General features: G+C 65.9%; 10 protein-coding genes and 1 tRNA gene. 2 read left to right on the top strand and 9 right to left on the bottom strand.

What is annotated here, in order from left to right:
• Positions 1 to 39: 39 nt before the first annotated feature.
• The 7 genes from ACWKSV_RS02140 to ACWKSV_RS02110 all read right to left on the bottom strand — a co-directional run bounded on the left by ACWKSV_RS02140 (position 40) and on the right by ACWKSV_RS02110 (position 10,446).
• Positions 40 to 3,045: a MobA/MobL family protein gene (locus ACWKSV_RS02140; protein WP_172839647.1), complete on the bottom strand. Its 3,006-nt coding sequence runs from the start codon at positions 3,043 to 3,045 to the stop codon at positions 40 to 42.
• 272 nt (positions 3,046 to 3,317) lie between these two features.
• Positions 3,318 to 3,755 carry a hypothetical protein gene (locus tag ACWKSV_RS02135; RefSeq protein WP_076715672.1) on the bottom strand — a complete coding sequence of 146 codons (438 nt, stop codon included), beginning with the start codon at positions 3,753 to 3,755 and terminating at the stop codon, positions 3,318 to 3,320.
• Positions 3,752 to 4,207 (bottom strand): hypothetical protein, encoded by a 456-nt coding sequence (locus ACWKSV_RS02130; protein ID WP_191864860.1) that lies wholly within the window; start codon positions 4,205 to 4,207, stop codon positions 3,752 to 3,754. Before ACWKSV_RS02130 ends, ACWKSV_RS02135 begins: the two co-directional genes overlap by 4 nt.
• Positions 4,208 to 4,219: 12 nt before the next feature.
• Entirely contained in the window at positions 4,220 to 4,852 is a 633-nt protein-coding gene (locus tag ACWKSV_RS02125; protein ID WP_156884230.1) for a hypothetical protein, read from the bottom strand.
• A gap of 140 nt (positions 4,853 to 4,992) precedes the next feature.
• Entirely contained in the window at positions 4,993 to 7,176 is a 2,184-nt protein-coding gene (locus tag ACWKSV_RS02120; RefSeq protein ID WP_083706610.1) for a S8 family serine peptidase, read from the bottom strand.
• Positions 7,177 to 7,513: 337 nt separating this feature from the next.
• Positions 7,514 to 9,304: an ABC transporter ATP-binding protein gene (locus ACWKSV_RS02115; protein WP_076715666.1), complete on the bottom strand. Its 1,791-nt coding sequence runs from the start codon at positions 9,302 to 9,304 to the stop codon at positions 7,514 to 7,516.
• A gap of 233 nt (positions 9,305 to 9,537) precedes the next feature.
• On the bottom strand, positions 9,538 to 10,446 hold the full coding sequence (locus tag ACWKSV_RS02110) for a LysR family transcriptional regulator (protein WP_076715665.1): 909 nt from the start codon (positions 10,444 to 10,446) through the stop codon (positions 9,538 to 9,540).
• An 89-nt stretch (positions 10,447 to 10,535) separates the two neighbouring features.
• Between ACWKSV_RS02110 and ACWKSV_RS02105 the strand changes: the two genes are divergently transcribed.
• Both ACWKSV_RS02105 and ACWKSV_RS02100 read left to right on the top strand, forming a co-directional pair.
• Positions 10,536 to 11,570 carry an aldo/keto reductase gene (locus ACWKSV_RS02105; RefSeq protein WP_076718053.1) on the top strand — a complete coding sequence of 345 codons (1,035 nt, stop codon included), beginning with the start codon at positions 10,536 to 10,538 and terminating at the stop codon, positions 11,568 to 11,570.
• 17 nt (positions 11,571 to 11,587) lie between these two features.
• Positions 11,588 to 12,751 (top strand): MFS transporter, encoded by a 1,164-nt coding sequence (locus tag ACWKSV_RS02100; protein WP_076715663.1) that lies wholly within the window; start codon positions 11,588 to 11,590, stop codon positions 12,749 to 12,751.
• A 45-nt stretch (positions 12,752 to 12,796) separates the two neighbouring features.
• Here ACWKSV_RS02100 and ACWKSV_RS02095 read toward each other — a convergent pair whose 3' ends face one another.
• Together ACWKSV_RS02095 and ACWKSV_RS02090 are read right to left on the bottom strand one after the other, a co-directional pair.
• Positions 12,797 to 14,770, bottom strand: a complete 1,974-nt coding sequence (locus ACWKSV_RS02095; protein WP_076715662.1) for a site-specific integrase — start codon at positions 14,768 to 14,770, stop codon at positions 12,797 to 12,799.
• A 101-nt stretch (positions 14,771 to 14,871) separates the two neighbouring features.
• Positions 14,872 to 14,946, bottom strand: a tRNA-Gln gene (locus ACWKSV_RS02090).
• Positions 14,947 to 15,002: the final 56 nt, after the last annotated feature.

The following is a 15,002-nucleotide window of genomic DNA, read 5'->3' as shown; positions in this document are numbered from 1 at the left end:
CGTTCCCGCTTCACCGCAGCAGGTGATAGACCGGCGTGATCAGCGTTCGTGCGATCCCTTGGCCCTGATATCCGCAACCGTTGGTTCCGCTTTGCCTTTCGACTTCGCATCGTCAGTATGTGGCCCGAGCGTTTCGGCCAATCGACCAAGCTGACCGGATGCGCCACGGGGGGATTGCGGCTTTTCCTGATTTGGCGGCGATGCGTTCGGTATCTGCCGTTCAACGCCTTCAATCAGGTCGCGCCGACGGACCACACCTACAGGCGACGCAGGCGCAGCTCGCTCGCTGGCCCCTAAGGCCGCGACTTTCCCAAGGCGTCCGGTATCACGCAACGCAGGTACGGCCCGCAGCCCGATAGGCGGTTCCAGCGGCATCTTCACGACATGAGATATTGGTAGGATAGGCTTGCGCGGGCCTCCATGCCGCGGCGGCATAATGGATGGCAGATCGGATTGCCGCTGTTGTTGTTCAGCGTACCTTTCGGCCAGGCGCGCTTGCAATTCCGCGTGATAATCGGGATGCGTCAGCACCCTTTGATCCTCCGCGCTCAGTCCCGTCATGTCGACTTGGTATCGATCGCCAACGGCCGTGACGGCCGCGTTTTTCCGGCGCAAAATCTCCCATGCCTGTTCGCGAAGCAGGGCTTGTTGATGGCGGGCTGCTTTTCTCCGAGCTTCACGGTTCGCTTCTGCAATGGTCGGCTGAACGGCAGCGGCTTCAATCTCTTTTCGATCTGGCTGATGCGTCACCGATGCCGATGAGGACGGTTCAGCCACTTCCCTTACAGGCGTGGTTTGCTGATCGCCCGTTTTCTTAGCCCCGTCAGTCTCCGAGACTATGGGTTCGATGCTGAAAGGAGCCAGCATCATGCGCGGATACTCGACCATCCCGGACGTCTCGTTCGACGCGCCAGCCAACGTTGCCGTCTTTCGCCGGGCGCGCTCGGCGAGCAGAATGCGTTGGATCGGGCGTTCCGCCGAAAATAGGCGCATTAGCGTGTCGATGGCGACCGGAACGCCTTGCCCGAGCCGCACCGAGTCATCCTCGATCACCAACAAGGTGGGGTCCGCCGCATGTTTGGCAAGCCAGGCGTGCAGCCGCTCGCGTTTGCGGTCATCGTAGCTCGACGGCATCGGTGTGGCGGGTTCCTTCACCCGGTCACGCGGATGGTATGTCATGGCGCGTCTGCGAGTCTGATCCTGGGACGCGGGCTGCGTCGCGGACTGCACGACATGCCACTCGGCCGCCACGCGGGCCTCCGCCTGGGCCAGCGCACGGCGTTCGGCGTCACGCTCCGCCAGAGAAGGGCTGTGCCGCTCGACCCAGGCGAGGTGCTCCAGCGCTGCGGCGCGCAGATCGTCGTCACCGGCTCTCTTCTTCACTGGCCGGCCGGGCTGAGGCGTCAGGGTACGGATCACCGCATCGGCGCGGGATCGTGCCATTGCGACGACGACATCGGCGAGTTCCGCCTGCAACCGCCGTCGGATCAGCCGGCGTTCAAGCCTCTCGCAGCGATCAAGGGCTGCCAACGCATCGCGATCATGTGCCAAGGCCGAACGGGAAAACGCGACTTCCTTCTCCAGCGCTGCTTCGGCAGCGGTCGCCCGCGCTTCGCAGGCAGCGGCCTCGTCGGCGACGATCTTGCGGGCGTTGCGCGATCCCACCTCGGTCACGATACCCCGGTGTTCGAGGCCGGTCGCGCGGTTGCCCATATGCTCGAGCGGGGTCATGGCGATGCCGTAATCGGCATAGGTGCCGTGCAGGTACCGGACGATGTCGGGCCGACCGCCGACGACCTCGTTGACGATGCTGATGAATCGCCGCCGCATGAAGCCCGCTACATTCGGCCGCCCCATGCCATCCGTACCGATGTCGGCACCATAGCGGACCTTGGACTGAGCAAAGGGGCGAACGTTCTTGCCGTTCCGGCGTTCGACATATTCGAAATCCCAACAGCCATGGTCGTCGAGCCATCGGGCGGGCCGGTCATAGCCATCGACATGGATGTGGAAATTGCGGCGGTCGTTATGCTGGTCGGGCTGGTGGATCGCGCCGATCACCATCCAGCCGTCATCGCCAAGTTCGCCGCAGAAGCGGGACAGGATCTCGTGCCGATCATGGACCGACAGCCCGTCGGGGAGTTCACCGACAAAGCGGTGCTGCACCCGTCCGGTGCGACCCTGCTGCCAGCGGAACAGGTCCTTGCCCGCCGGATGTGCATCGAGCCAGGCAAGCCGGTCGAAGGCTTCCTCCTCGGTTACCTCCGCCACCGGGATTTCGCGATCCCTGAAAGACTTACCTGCTTCCGCAGCCTTCTTTTTCAACGCGTCGCGTCCATCGCGAAGACGACGGTTCATCGCGCGCAGCCAGTCTGGGGCGACACCCATCCGCTCGAACATGGTGAAGCCGTCGACCTGCGCCGTCGATGCGGTCAGGTAATGCGTGCGTGGTGAGGATTCGTACCGTTCCGCCGCCTCGAACAGGCTACGCTGCCGACTCCTGTCACCCGGGATATTAGTGAACATCGCCAGCCGATTAGTCTCGGCGCGCAGATCCTGCGCGTCGAGCAGGTCGATCGCCAGATCGCCGACCGGATCCTGCAGTCCGGTTTCCCGGCGGATATAGTCGATATGCGCCGCGACCCCGATCGTGGCGCCGCTGGTGACATAGTCAAAATGGTCACCTGCCGTCATGGCCGCCGTCTTGTGGCCATGCCGGACGTGGCCGTCCTTGCGGGTCGGCGCGAACGTTCGCGTGATCGGCGTGACGTCGAAATGCGGTATGCGGAAATTGCCGGTCTGGCGGTCGCGACCGGTCAGCGGGCTCGCCGTGAAGAAGTCGACGACGCGCTGATTGGCCGGCGCTTTGGTTCGCCGCTTCCTCCCCTTGCCGGTCTGCTCGGACACCCCCTGCACGCGAAAATGGGCACGGGACAGCGTCGCACCGATCGCATCGCGATCGTCCTGCTGCTGACGCCGCAGCAATGCCCGCACGTGATGGGCATAGACCGCGCGTCCGCCGCTATCTGTGCCGGGTGACGCCATGTACATATTGTCCCGGACCGGCCGGGATAGGGCAACCCCCTCGACGAACACGTTGCCTCCGCCTTCCGGAAGCCGACAGGCTGGAGGACACCGCCCGCCGCCGATGGTCACGGCGGCGGGCGGCGCACGGCAGATTGGCCCGCCAATCTGCGTTGTTGCGCCTCCAGCTTTCTCCCTTGTCCTTCTCCTATCCTGGCCCGGGCTCTTTCTTGTGCTTTCCTGCCCCCCCGGCGGCATCGCCGCCGGCCGTTCGTCGCCGCCTTGCGGCCGGGCTATGACCCGCAGATCATTGACCCGCGCAGCCGGGTCGTGACGTTGCGGCGAGTGACGATCAGCACCGCGTCGGTGGTGACCGTCTCGTAGCCCATGGACCTGATGCGCGCGGTATCGACGACCCGAATGGTCAGGTCGCCGGACTGCCAGGCGTCGTGAGTGAACGGGAATAAATCGCGCGCGTCGCGTCGCGGTTTGAGGATGACGATGCGACCGCCAACCTTGGTCATCGCCTTGTCCCCAGCAGCGACGAAGTGGATCGGTCCGCCCCGGCGGGGCGACCAGTAGCAGCCGGTACCGTCAAGGCCAGCCGCCCGCCAATCCGCCCTCGTCGTTGCCTCCAGCACCGCAGGGCGAGGTGCCGCATCCACTGTGGAGATGGACGTCAGCACCGGCACCAGCGCCGCGACGATCCGAAGCGTCAGCGGCCCCCTCATGCATCGAGCTCGATGACGCTGCGCTCGCCCAAAATCCGGTGCGAGCGGGCGACCTGCGCGCCCAGCGCCCGCTGCACCAGCCAGAAGAACCCGGCGGTTGCTGCCTGCGGCCATTCCCCCGCCAGCCAACGGTCGATACGGAACCCGGCAGCAACGAGACCGAGGACGAAAGCGATGCCGGCCCACCACATCGCTAGCCGCGCGGCGAGATAGACACCGTCGACGATCCATAGCCGGAAGCGCGACGCCGCCGGATGCCAGATTGCCCAGCCGAGCAAGGTCAGCGGTGCTGCTGCGGCGGCGCCGTAGGCCATTGCCGGGTCGAGGTTCGCCGCCACCAGACGATAGGCGAGGAACGCGACCCCGCCCAGCAGCAACGCGGCACCGGCGGCGCGGAAAAACCCGATTCGGCCGAGCACATCGCCGAGGATCATGCCGATGAGGTAGGGCATGTGCCGCTCCGCTTAAAAAGAGGTGCCGACCGCGCCGAGCCGGGCAGTGACCGCCCGGTCGACCAGCGCGCGGGCTTCACGATCCGCCGCGCTGCTTGGCGACAGCGTCAGGCGCATGCCGGTCGAGTCCACCTCGAGCGACATCGTCTCGCCGTCCTTGCCCTGGGGTGCGATCAGTACCCGTTGGCGCGGGCCATAGATTGACGGTCCGTATCGAGAGATCACCTCGGCACGAATCTGCTCGTGACTGCGGCCAGCTTGCGGCGCCCGATACTGGACCAGGCCGACCCGGCCACCGTCCGGCGTGGGGACGATGTTGACCCGAACAGTCTCTTCGCCCTTGGCGGCGTTGTAATCGTAAACGCCGGATCGGGCGGACGTCGGCGGTATCTCATTGCGCCGTCTGGCAACTGCTTCCTCCACGACTTCCAACCAGCTGTTGCCGGGATCAGCAGTTACCGTCCAACCGGTCCTTCGCAAATGCGCCACCGCGTTGGCCGCCTTCATGCCGGGGCGGATGCCGGCAATGTCGAGCAGTTTGGTCGGTTTGGGTGCCGTCTTCACCGACTGTGCTTCGCATGGTGCGCTGACCGTACCGCTAATCGTCAGCAGCATCACGGTGGCAATCGGCATCGTTCTGATCATCGTCATCTTCCTCGTTCGTTGGATGCGCGACATCGTTCGCCGGAAAGCCATCCCGACGTCGCACGTTTTGGTGGTCTTCGACTTGGTCGCCGACTGGCGGCGTCAGCCCGCAGGCGGTGCGCGTGCGGCGAGGTGGCAGGTCATCGCAGCACCAGCGTCACGTATCCCGCCGTGTCGATCGCACCTGCGACATGCCCCGCGTCGAACGCGCGGGCGATGCCGAAGCGTAGCGACGACATCGGCGACAGTGCCGCCGACCAGCCGAGCTCCACGTCGAGTTCGCGCGCTTTTGGCACCAGATCGACCACCGCCATCCGCGTTGCCAGCGCCCCTGACATCAGGTCGTAGGTCACCGGTACCAGCATAGTGGCGCGCGCGCGTTCAACACGAAGGGGTGAGGACAGACCGAGCGTCGCGACGCCGCCGAGCAGGCCGCGCGCGGCTTCGACCGCGAAGGCGGTGCCGAGTACCGGCTGGTCGAAGCGCATCAGTTCTGACCCACCGCGAACGCGGGTGTTGGCAGCTGTTGCCCGCGCGGACAGCATCAACCCGGCGACGGTCCGCCGCATCGTCAGCGTCGCCATCGTCGTCGATGCCCCCTCCAGACCAAGGTCTTGACCGCCGCTTAACCCCAGCACGCGGCCACGCTCGGCGAGGTCAGTTAGCTCCAGCCCGATTCCCAGCGGCGTCATTATTGCGACGGTGCGCTGCCCGGTCCGTCGATCATGTGAAATGCCGGAAGCGACCGACGCCGACCAGCCCGAGCCGGTCCAGCTCGACGACATGCCGACCGTTGTCGCACCGATCCCGCGCAACGGCGATCCGGCAAGGCTGCCGCCTTGGCCTACGGCGACGTTCACGCCGAGCGTCACTATTTGCCCGCGCGCCGGAGAGAAGGACATAACCGCAGGGCGGCTTGAACGCGCGCCTTGCCAATATCCCGTCGTCGTAGTGGACGAAGCAAAGCCGAAGCGCTCATCAGCGGCGCTCGCCAACATCCATGGCGGATCGATCGGCGTCAGCATCGCGCCGGCCAGCAACCCTGATCCCCGCGACGAAACTCCCGCAGCCCCGGTCATTCGGAAGTCGCGGCCATAGCGGTCGACTACGGTCATGCTGCCGATCTTGTCGGCGACGGTCACGGCCCCACCAAAGGGGGCCGACATGGCCAGCGAAGAGAAGCGCGCCAACGCCGTCTGCGCCCCAGCGAACGCGCTGGCAGGTGCCTGCGCTTGCATAGCTTTCTCAACATTGAGCAGGCCAGCACCGAATTTTTCGTCGACACCTGCCGCACCAAGGTCGGTAGCGGTGTCGAGCAGGATGCGGCTGATTACCTTGCCGCCGAGCTGCGGCCAGTACTGCTTGAGCAGGGCTGCCGCGCCGGCGATCGCAGGTGCCGCGAAGCTGTTGCCGGTGACGGTCGTGAGGGTACCGTCCTTGCCCACGACGTCGATGTTCGACGCGATGACCGCGAGAGTACGGTCCGCCAGCGCGCCGGGGGTGCCGTTGCCGCTGGGGGCCTGCAGGTTCCGGTCAACGCGGATGCCGAACAGGAACCAGTCCTTGTTCGTCATGTCGGTGCCGACCATGGTCTCGGTGACCTGACCCGAGAAGCTGTCCTGGCCGACGTCGTTCGAGACGGATTGGACGAAAAGACGGTCGCTAGTGCGCACCAGATCCATCGCCTTTCGCTGCTCGACGGCGATCTGGCCGCCCGCGAACCCGTTCAGGCTCATGCTGATGACGAACGCGCCCTTCTCGACCGCGTAGGTGATTGCGGGAGCGATCAGCGCCGAGTTCGGGCCATCGCCTTCGGGCACCGGGCCGGACGTCGGACTGACGTTCGACATGTCCGGGCCTGCAATCTTGAGTGCGAGCAGCGTCGCCTCCGGCGCCACACCTTGAATGCCCTTGGCGTCACGGGCCGCCAGCGCGACCGATGCGGTCCCGCTGCCGTGTCCGTTGTTGTCCTTCAGGTCGTAGCGTACGATCTCCGCGTCGCAAGTACGGCAACGGGCGATCTTCTGGTCGAACGAGGTGCTGTCCGCCGACATTCGGCCTTTGAACTCCGGCTCGTCGACGTTGATCCCGGTGTCGATGACGGCGATGGTGACGCCCTTGCCGGTGATGCCGCGATCATAAGCATAGGCTGCCTTCAATCCGGCCACGGCACCCGACGCCTTGTACTCCGCACTGTCGGCTGCCGTCGGCGGCGGAGTGGGTGTCGGCGACGGTGTTGGACTGGGTGCCGGGATCGACCCGGACGAATTGATCCCACCGCCTCCACCGCATGCGGCAAGAAGCACCGCCACGGAAGCGGCCATCGAATTCTTGATGATGGCAAGCCGTCTATTGCGGCTTCTAATAAGTGCACCCACGCCCGAACCCCCGTCCGCGTGGTGCCGATCGGCTTCCCCAGCCGGCGGCACCGCCCTGTAGAAACGAGGCGGTGCCGGCCCGTGAGCCGGAAGTTGGAAACTCGCTATTAGACGAGCGCGGACGCCTTTAGGCCCGAAAGCCCTGGACATACGCGTCCGCCTCCCGGCCGAAACTGGTTCGGGCCGGGCCACGGCTACTAATAGCGAGGTTTCCACGCCTCGGTCCGCCTGCTGGCGAACGCGTCGACTCTACGCCGGATGAGTTAACAATCTCAAGCGACGATCAGGCGATTTCCGGCATCGCCGATCCCGCCTGCCGCTCGAACAGCCGACGATAGTGGCCACGCTCGACTGTCAGCAAATCATCATGCGTACCGTCCTCGACAATTCGCCCCGCCGCGAACACCAGAATGCGATCCAGCGCCCGGACGGTCGAAAGCCGATGCGCGATGACGATGGCGGTGCGGCCGACCATCAACCGCTCCATCGCTTGCTGGATCGCGGCCTCGCTTTCGGAATCGAGGCTGGACGTCGCCTCGTCGAGGATCAGGATCGGGGCATCCGCCAAGAACGCGCGTGCGATCGCGACGCGCTGGCGCTCGCCGCCCGACAGCTTCACGCCCCGCTCGCCGACCAGCGTGCGATAGCCCTTGGGCAGCGCCATGATGAAGTCATGGGCGTTGGCAAGCCGCGCGGCCTGTTCAATCTCGGCTTGGCTCGCGTCGGGGCGGCCATAGCCGATATTCTCGGCCAGCGTGCGGTGGAACAGCACCGGCTCCTGCGGCACGATCGCGACCTGCTGGCGAAGCGACCGTTGCGTCGTCAGCGCCACGTCCTGCCCGTCAATCGTTACCCGGCCGCCATCGACATCGTAGAGCCGCTGGATCAGCTTAACGAAGCTGGTCTTGCCCGATCCCGACGGTCCCACCAGACCGACACGCTGCCCGGCCGGGATCGTGACGCTCAGATGCTCGTAGAGCGGGCGATCCTGCCCGGCATAGCGGAAGGTCACGTCCTCGAACCGGATCGCGCCCGCCTCGATCGCGATCGGACGGGCGTCAGGGCGATCGGCGACACCCAGCGGCTCGTCGTGGAGCGCGACCAACTCCTCCATCTCGTTCACCGAGCGCTGGAGCTGATGGACATATTGCCCGATGTCGCGAAGATAGCCGTTGAGCACCAGATAGCTGGTGACGACATAGGCCATGTCCCCCGCGCTCGCCTGCCCCCGCGACCACAGCCACAGCGCCGCCCCGGTGGCGACGATGCGGATGAGCCACAGCAGGGCGAGCTGGCCGGACCCAGCCCAGGTGAATGCCATCCAAGTCCGGCGCGTCCGCCGGTGCCACTTGGCGACGGTCCGTGCGAGCAGCGCTTCTTCTTGCGCTTCGCCGCCGAATGCCTTCACCACCGCGTTCGTGCCGATCGCATCGGCCAGCACGCCGCCCAGCTTCGTGTCCCACTGGTTCGACAGCCGCGCGATCGGGGCGAGCACGCGCGTCGCCAAGCCGACGGTCAGCACGATATAGGCGAGCGCCCCCACCCCCATCACCAGTCCAAGCAACGGCCAGTGTGCGGCAAGCAGGACCACCGTCCCGACCAATACCGTCAGCGACGGCAACAGCGAGAGCAGCAGTACGTCGTTGAGCGTATCGAGCGCCCACATGCCGCGCGTGATCCGCCGCACGGTCGAACCGGAAAAAGCGTTGGCATGCCAGTCGGACGACAGCCGCTGGACACGCGCGAACGCCTCCTGCGTCACGTCGCGCATCATCCCGAGCGTCAGCGGCGTGATCGCCCACCAGCCGAGATGGCGGAACACCACCATGGCCGCCCCGAGAACAGCGATCACGCCGAACGCCAGCCATGCCGCTCCGGCATCACCGCCGCCGACAGCGTCGATCATCCGGCCGGCATAGAGCGGCACGAACACCTCGGTCAGCGTCGACAGCAGCATCGCTGCGGCGCAGGCGGCCGCCAGCAGCGGCGTCCGGCGCCACAGGCGGAAGGTGAAGGACAGAACCTTGCGCAGCACGGATGCACGCGGGAACAGGTCTTCGTCGTCGTCGGTCATGAAAAAGTCACCGCACCAGTCGGCGCGGCCCTCATGTCAGCGATGGGGGGAGCGGCTATCGGTGAAAGCCGCGCAGGTCAGTGGCGGAGCAGGCCGCCGATGCGCTGCATCCCACGGACGGGCGTGATCTGATCGGTCATGGTCGCCCTCCTTCCTTGAATCGCTGGACGGCGATGCTGATAGCAGAAGATGCATTCCATCGCCATACCGGCGAGCGCGACATGGATTCGCCGTCAATGCGCCAGCCGGTCGGCGAGGAAGTCGACAAAGGCCCTGACGCGCGCCGGTACGGTCGAGCCGCCCACGAACACCGCATGGATCAGCTCGACGTCGCCGGGATTATAGTCTTCCAAGAGCGGCACGAGCCGCCCCTCTGCGATCGCATCCACCACACTGAACCGGCCGACACGGGTGATGCCGACGCCCGCCGCGGCAAGTTGCCCCAACGTCTCGCCGTTGTTCGCCTCGATATTGCCCTTCACGGTCAGCGACATATCCCGACCGTCGCGGCGGAACGGCCAGCTCGGCTCTGCCCGGCGGAAATTGAAGTTCAGGCAGTTATGGCCGTGTAGATCCTCCGGCACCACCGGCACCCCGTGACAGGCGAGATAGTCGGGTGCGGCGACGATCACCCGCCGGCTCTCACCCAGCTTGCGCGCGGTCAGACTACTGTCCGCCAGCGGCCCGAACCGGATCGCCACATCGGCTTGGCCTCCGGCCACGTCGACGAGCGTGTCGGTCAGCGCGATGTCGATCAGGATATGCGGATAGAGGCGCGCGAAATCCTTGAGCAGCGGCACCACGCACAACCGCCCATGCGACAGCGCCGCGCTGACCCGCAGCCGACCGCGCGGCGCGCCCTGGTCGGCGATCTGCTGCTCGGCATCGTCGAGGTCGGACAGGATCCGCCGCGCGGTTTGCAGATAGGCTTGGCCCTCGGCGGTCAGCGTCAACATGCGGGTCGAGCGCAGCAACAGCCGCACGCCCAACCGCGCCTCGATCCGGTCAATCGCACGCGCGACCGCCGAAGCGGTCAGGCCGACCGCTCGGCCGGCGGCGGAGAAACTTCCCTGCTCCACCACCACAGTGAACAACGCCAGTGAACGCGCTCGGTCGGTGCCCCCAATCAGCTTTGCATCCAACGCACAGCTCCTTCGCATTTCCGCCGGGTTATGCGCCGGCAACCGTCCCGCCATCTATGCACCTGATGGAAAACACGGAAGGGCGGCAAATGGAATATCGGCAACTGGGCGCATCGGGACTCCGGGTACCTGCGCTGTCGTTCGGCACCGGCACGTTCGGCGGCACCGGGCAGCTGTTCGGCGCATGGGGGCAAAGCGATGCGGCCGAGGCGCGGCGGCTGGTCGACATCTGCCTCGACGCCGGGGTCACGCTATTCGACACTGCCGATGTCTATTCCAACGGTGCGTCGGAGGAGGTGCTGGGCGCGGCGATCAAAGGGCGGCGCGACGCAGTGCTGCTGTCGACCAAGACCGGCCTGCCGATCGGCGACGGGCCGCAGGACTGGGGCGTCTCGCGCGCACGGCTGATCGGGACGGTCGAGGCATCGCTGCGCCGGCTCGGCACCGACCATATCGACCTGCTCCAGCTCCACGCCTTCGACGCCTCCACGCCGACCGAGGAGCTGATGGCCACACTCGACCGGCTGATCGCGTCGGGCAAGGTCCGCTATGCCGGCGTCTCAAACTATCCCGGCTGGCAATTGATGAAGGCGCAGGGCCTGGCGCATCGGCACGGTTGGCCCCGGCTCGTCGCCCATCAGGTCTACTATTCGCTGATCGGTCGCGCCTATGAGGCGGACCTGATGCCGCTCGGCCGTGACCAAGGCGTCGGCGCGCTGGTCTGGAGCCCGCTCGGCTGGGGCCGGTTGACCGGCAGGATCGGGCGCGACCGTCCGATCCCCGCAGGCAGCCGCCTGCACGATACCGAACAGTTCGCGCCGCCGGTCGAGGCCGAGCATCTCTACCGCGTGATCGATGCGCTGGAGGCGGTCGCGGCCGAGGCGGGCAAGAGCGTGCCGCAGATCGCGATCAACTGGTTGTTGCAGCGGCCGACCGTCGCCTCGGTCATCATCGGGGCGCGCAACGAAGCGCAGTTGCGCGAAAATCTCGGCGCGGTCGGCTGGTCGTTGACGGCGGAGCAGATGACCGCGCTGGATGCGGCGAGCGCCGTGCTGCCGCCGTACCCGCACACCCCGTACGTGCAGCAGGAGGACTTCGCCCGCCTGAACCCGCCACTCGTCTGACGAAAGGGAGCCATTCGATGAAACTGAATTTCCCCCTTCTCGCGCTCGCCATGGGCGCGTTCGGCATCGGTGTGACCGAGTTCGCGCCGATGGGCATGCTGCCAGGCATCGCATCCGATCTCGGCGTGTCGATCCCGGCGGCGGGGCTACTGGTCAGCGCCTATGCGATGGGCGTGCTGATCGGCGCGCCGCTGATGACCCTGACGACCGGCCGCGTGAACCGGCGAACGCTGCTGATCGGGCTGATGGCCATCTTCACGATCGGCAACGCATTGTCCGCGATCGCCGATGGCTATTGGATGCTGATGGCGGCACGGATCGTCACCTCGTTCAATCACGGCGCCTTTTTCGGCGTCGGCTCGGTCGTCGCCGCCAGCCTCGTGCCGCCCCACCGGCGCGCGGGCGCGGTCGCCGCGATGTTCACCGGGCTGACGGTGGCGACGATCGGCGGCGTGCCGCTCGCGACCTGGGCCGGTGAGGTGCTGGGCTGGCGCACGGCGTTCGCCGGCATTGCCGGCGTCGGTGCCGTGGCGATCGTGGCACTGCGCTTTGCCCTACCCTCGCTTCCGGCATCGACGGAGGGCGACATAGTGGCGGAACTCCGCGTCCTGACACGCGGACCGGTGCTGGCAGCACTGGCGCTGACCGTGGTCGGTGCCAGCGCGATGTTCACCGTCTTCACCTACATCGTCCCGATCCTGCGCGAGGAAACCCATGCCTCGACCGGGTTCGTGACGGCAATGCTGGTGCTGTACGGGATCGGGCTGACGATCGGGAACACGCTCGGCGGTCGCCTTGCCGATCGGTCGATCGAGCGGACGCTGATCGGCAGCTTCGCCGTCCTCGCGGTGGTGCTGGTCGTGTTCGCGGGCGTCCTGCAATGGCCATGGGCTGCCGCCGCCGCCATCCTCATCTGGGGCATCGCCAGCTTCGCGATCGTACCGCCGTTGCAAATGCGGGTAATGGTGGCGGCCGCCGATGCGCCGAACCTTGCCTCGGCGATGAACATAGGCGCGTTCAACCTTGGCAACGCGATCGGCGCGGCGCTCGGCGGAGGGGTGATCGGTGCGGGACTGGGCTTGCCCGCCGTCGCGATCGCCGGTGCGGGCATGGCAGCCTTGGCGCTGGTGATCCTGCTGTTCGTTCAGCGCCGGCAAACGGCAGCAGTCTGTCCGGCCTGACGCCTCGCCATTCCGTTCCCCGCGCGATGGGCGAACAGACGAGTGTCAGGCGCCTGTTTCCTCCCTGTCGCGATCCTTTCCCCGCGTCGGCCGTGGCTGACGCAATCCTGCGGGCAAGAGGTTGATCTTGTTCTGATCCGGGAGATGCCCCGTCACCACGGGGATCTTCTCGACCACCGACTTCAGCTTCTGGAGCGAGGCCGCTGCCGGATAACGCGTCTCGCCCTCGCCGCCCTTGCCACGGTGCCCGAGATGATCGTTGCGGAATTCGAGGAACACCTCCTGATCCTTCAACTCGTCCGACACCATGTGTCGCGCCGAATGCATCGCCTGTCCGCGCTTCAGGTCGGGCACCATCGGCGCGATGTACATCCACCACAGCTTGTAGAAGACATCGCCGAGCTTCCGCTTGGTAGTGCCGCCGGGCACCAGTTCCGGGAACAGCAGGCGTTCGCCCGCCGCTCGCATCGCCTCGACGTAACGCAGAAAGCCGAGACGGACGAGTTCGTCCGCAATGACGACGACCCGGCGGGCGGACTTGTTCTTGACGCGCCCCGTCTCGGTCGCACGGATCAGCAGATAGTGGATGCCGTGCCGATGCTCGACATCGTCCAGCATCAGCTTGCACAGTTCCTCCCGCCGGGCACCGGTATACCAGACCAGCAGCAGCACGAAAAACAGACCGTCGTGGACGACGGTCTTGCCCGCCTCCAGCCGCTCGCCGGTCCCCTCGCATCCGGTCCAGGGCGGCAGCTTGAACAACGCTTCGCCCTGTTCCCGCGTGTAGCGCTTTCGGGCTTCGCGTTCGTCCGCGTCAATCGCAACGGTGAACAGCGCGAAGTCGATGACCGGCGCCGCGTCGACATGGGTGCGCATGAAGGCATGAATTTGCGCCAGCTTGTTGAAGTGCTTGTTGGTCGTGCCAGTGGAAAACCCGATATCGTCCATATTCAGGTTGCCGTCGGCGACATCCTCCGCCGCCAGCGCGATGGCTTCGTCGAGCGTCTGCTCCAATACGCGATCGCGTGGCGACTTGCCGTAGTGGATCGGCAGATTGTCGAAATGGCCGTCCAACGCAAGAATGTCCGCCTTGGTCACCTTCCAGAGCGGCGTCCCCGCTGGCAGTGATTTCTGCAGCAAGGTAGCCGCCCAGCGGATCTGCCGAAGCGTCTGCTCGCCGACGCTATCCTTCGCGCGCTTGCCGTCGCGCCGATGCTCGAGAAGCCTTGGCGTTTCCGCGATCATCCGCTCCGCCGCCTCGACCGGGCCGCAATGCATCCAGTCGTCCGGAACACCGGAAATGCCGGCTGACACCTGTGGCGATCGGTCATTGGCCGGCGAAGGGACAGATTGTGGTGGTGGCGGAGACGCCATCGCGTCGACCGGCTGCACCAATGTCCGCAATTGCTGTTCCGCATCGGCATAGACATCGCGATAGGTCGGATAGAGGGCGAGCTCGACCAGCCACCGCAGCCGGTCGTCGATCGCGAAGCCCGCAGCCGCAAGGTGCCGGTCGATTTCGTCCCGGCGGATCGGACTGACGCCCTTGTTCTCCCGTAAGGCGATGATCGTTTGCAGATCGGCGATGCGCTGCGCATCCCAACCCTCCGCCTCCAGCTTGCGCCGTTCGTCGGGCAGGAACGACATATGCCCGCCCTGCAGCGTCAAGCGCTGGAAATAGTCGACGAAGGCGCGGTTCGCGGCCGAATGATGCTCGGCATCGTACGGCGTGGCGCGCTGCTCGGTACAGACCTCGGCTAGGCGCTCTTCATACATCGCCTTGGCGATCGCCTGAAGTTCGCGCTCGGTCAGCTCGCAATTGGCGCGAACACGTTCGTTCAGCATGGTCACCACCCGATCATAGGACGCGGTCAACACCGCGCCCCGGTTCCGCGCCTGCAGCCGGTCGGGGGTCCCGAGCGACAGGCGAACGTCGATGGGTGCATTATGGAACGAAGAATGAACCCTGCGCCACCAGAAAATGTGGCCGCGGCGATAGACATGTTGGAGCGAGGCCAAGGGCGTTGATCTCCCCGCACACCCCATTGGCACAGTCGACTGTACACGCTGGGGCATCCGGACCGGGGTTAGCCAGTTCGATCAATCACTTAGCGAGAAATTGGCTGGGGCGGCAGGATTCGAACCTGCGTATGACGGTACCAAAAACCGTTGCCTTACCGCTTGGCGACGCCCCAGTGGAGAGGCGCGCCTTATACCCGGCGCGCCGCTCTTGAAAAGCCTTATTTACCGC

Source organism: Sphingomonas sp. SphC10 (assembly GCF_057004845.1).
This window is presented reverse-complemented; position numbering and strand designations above follow the sequence as displayed.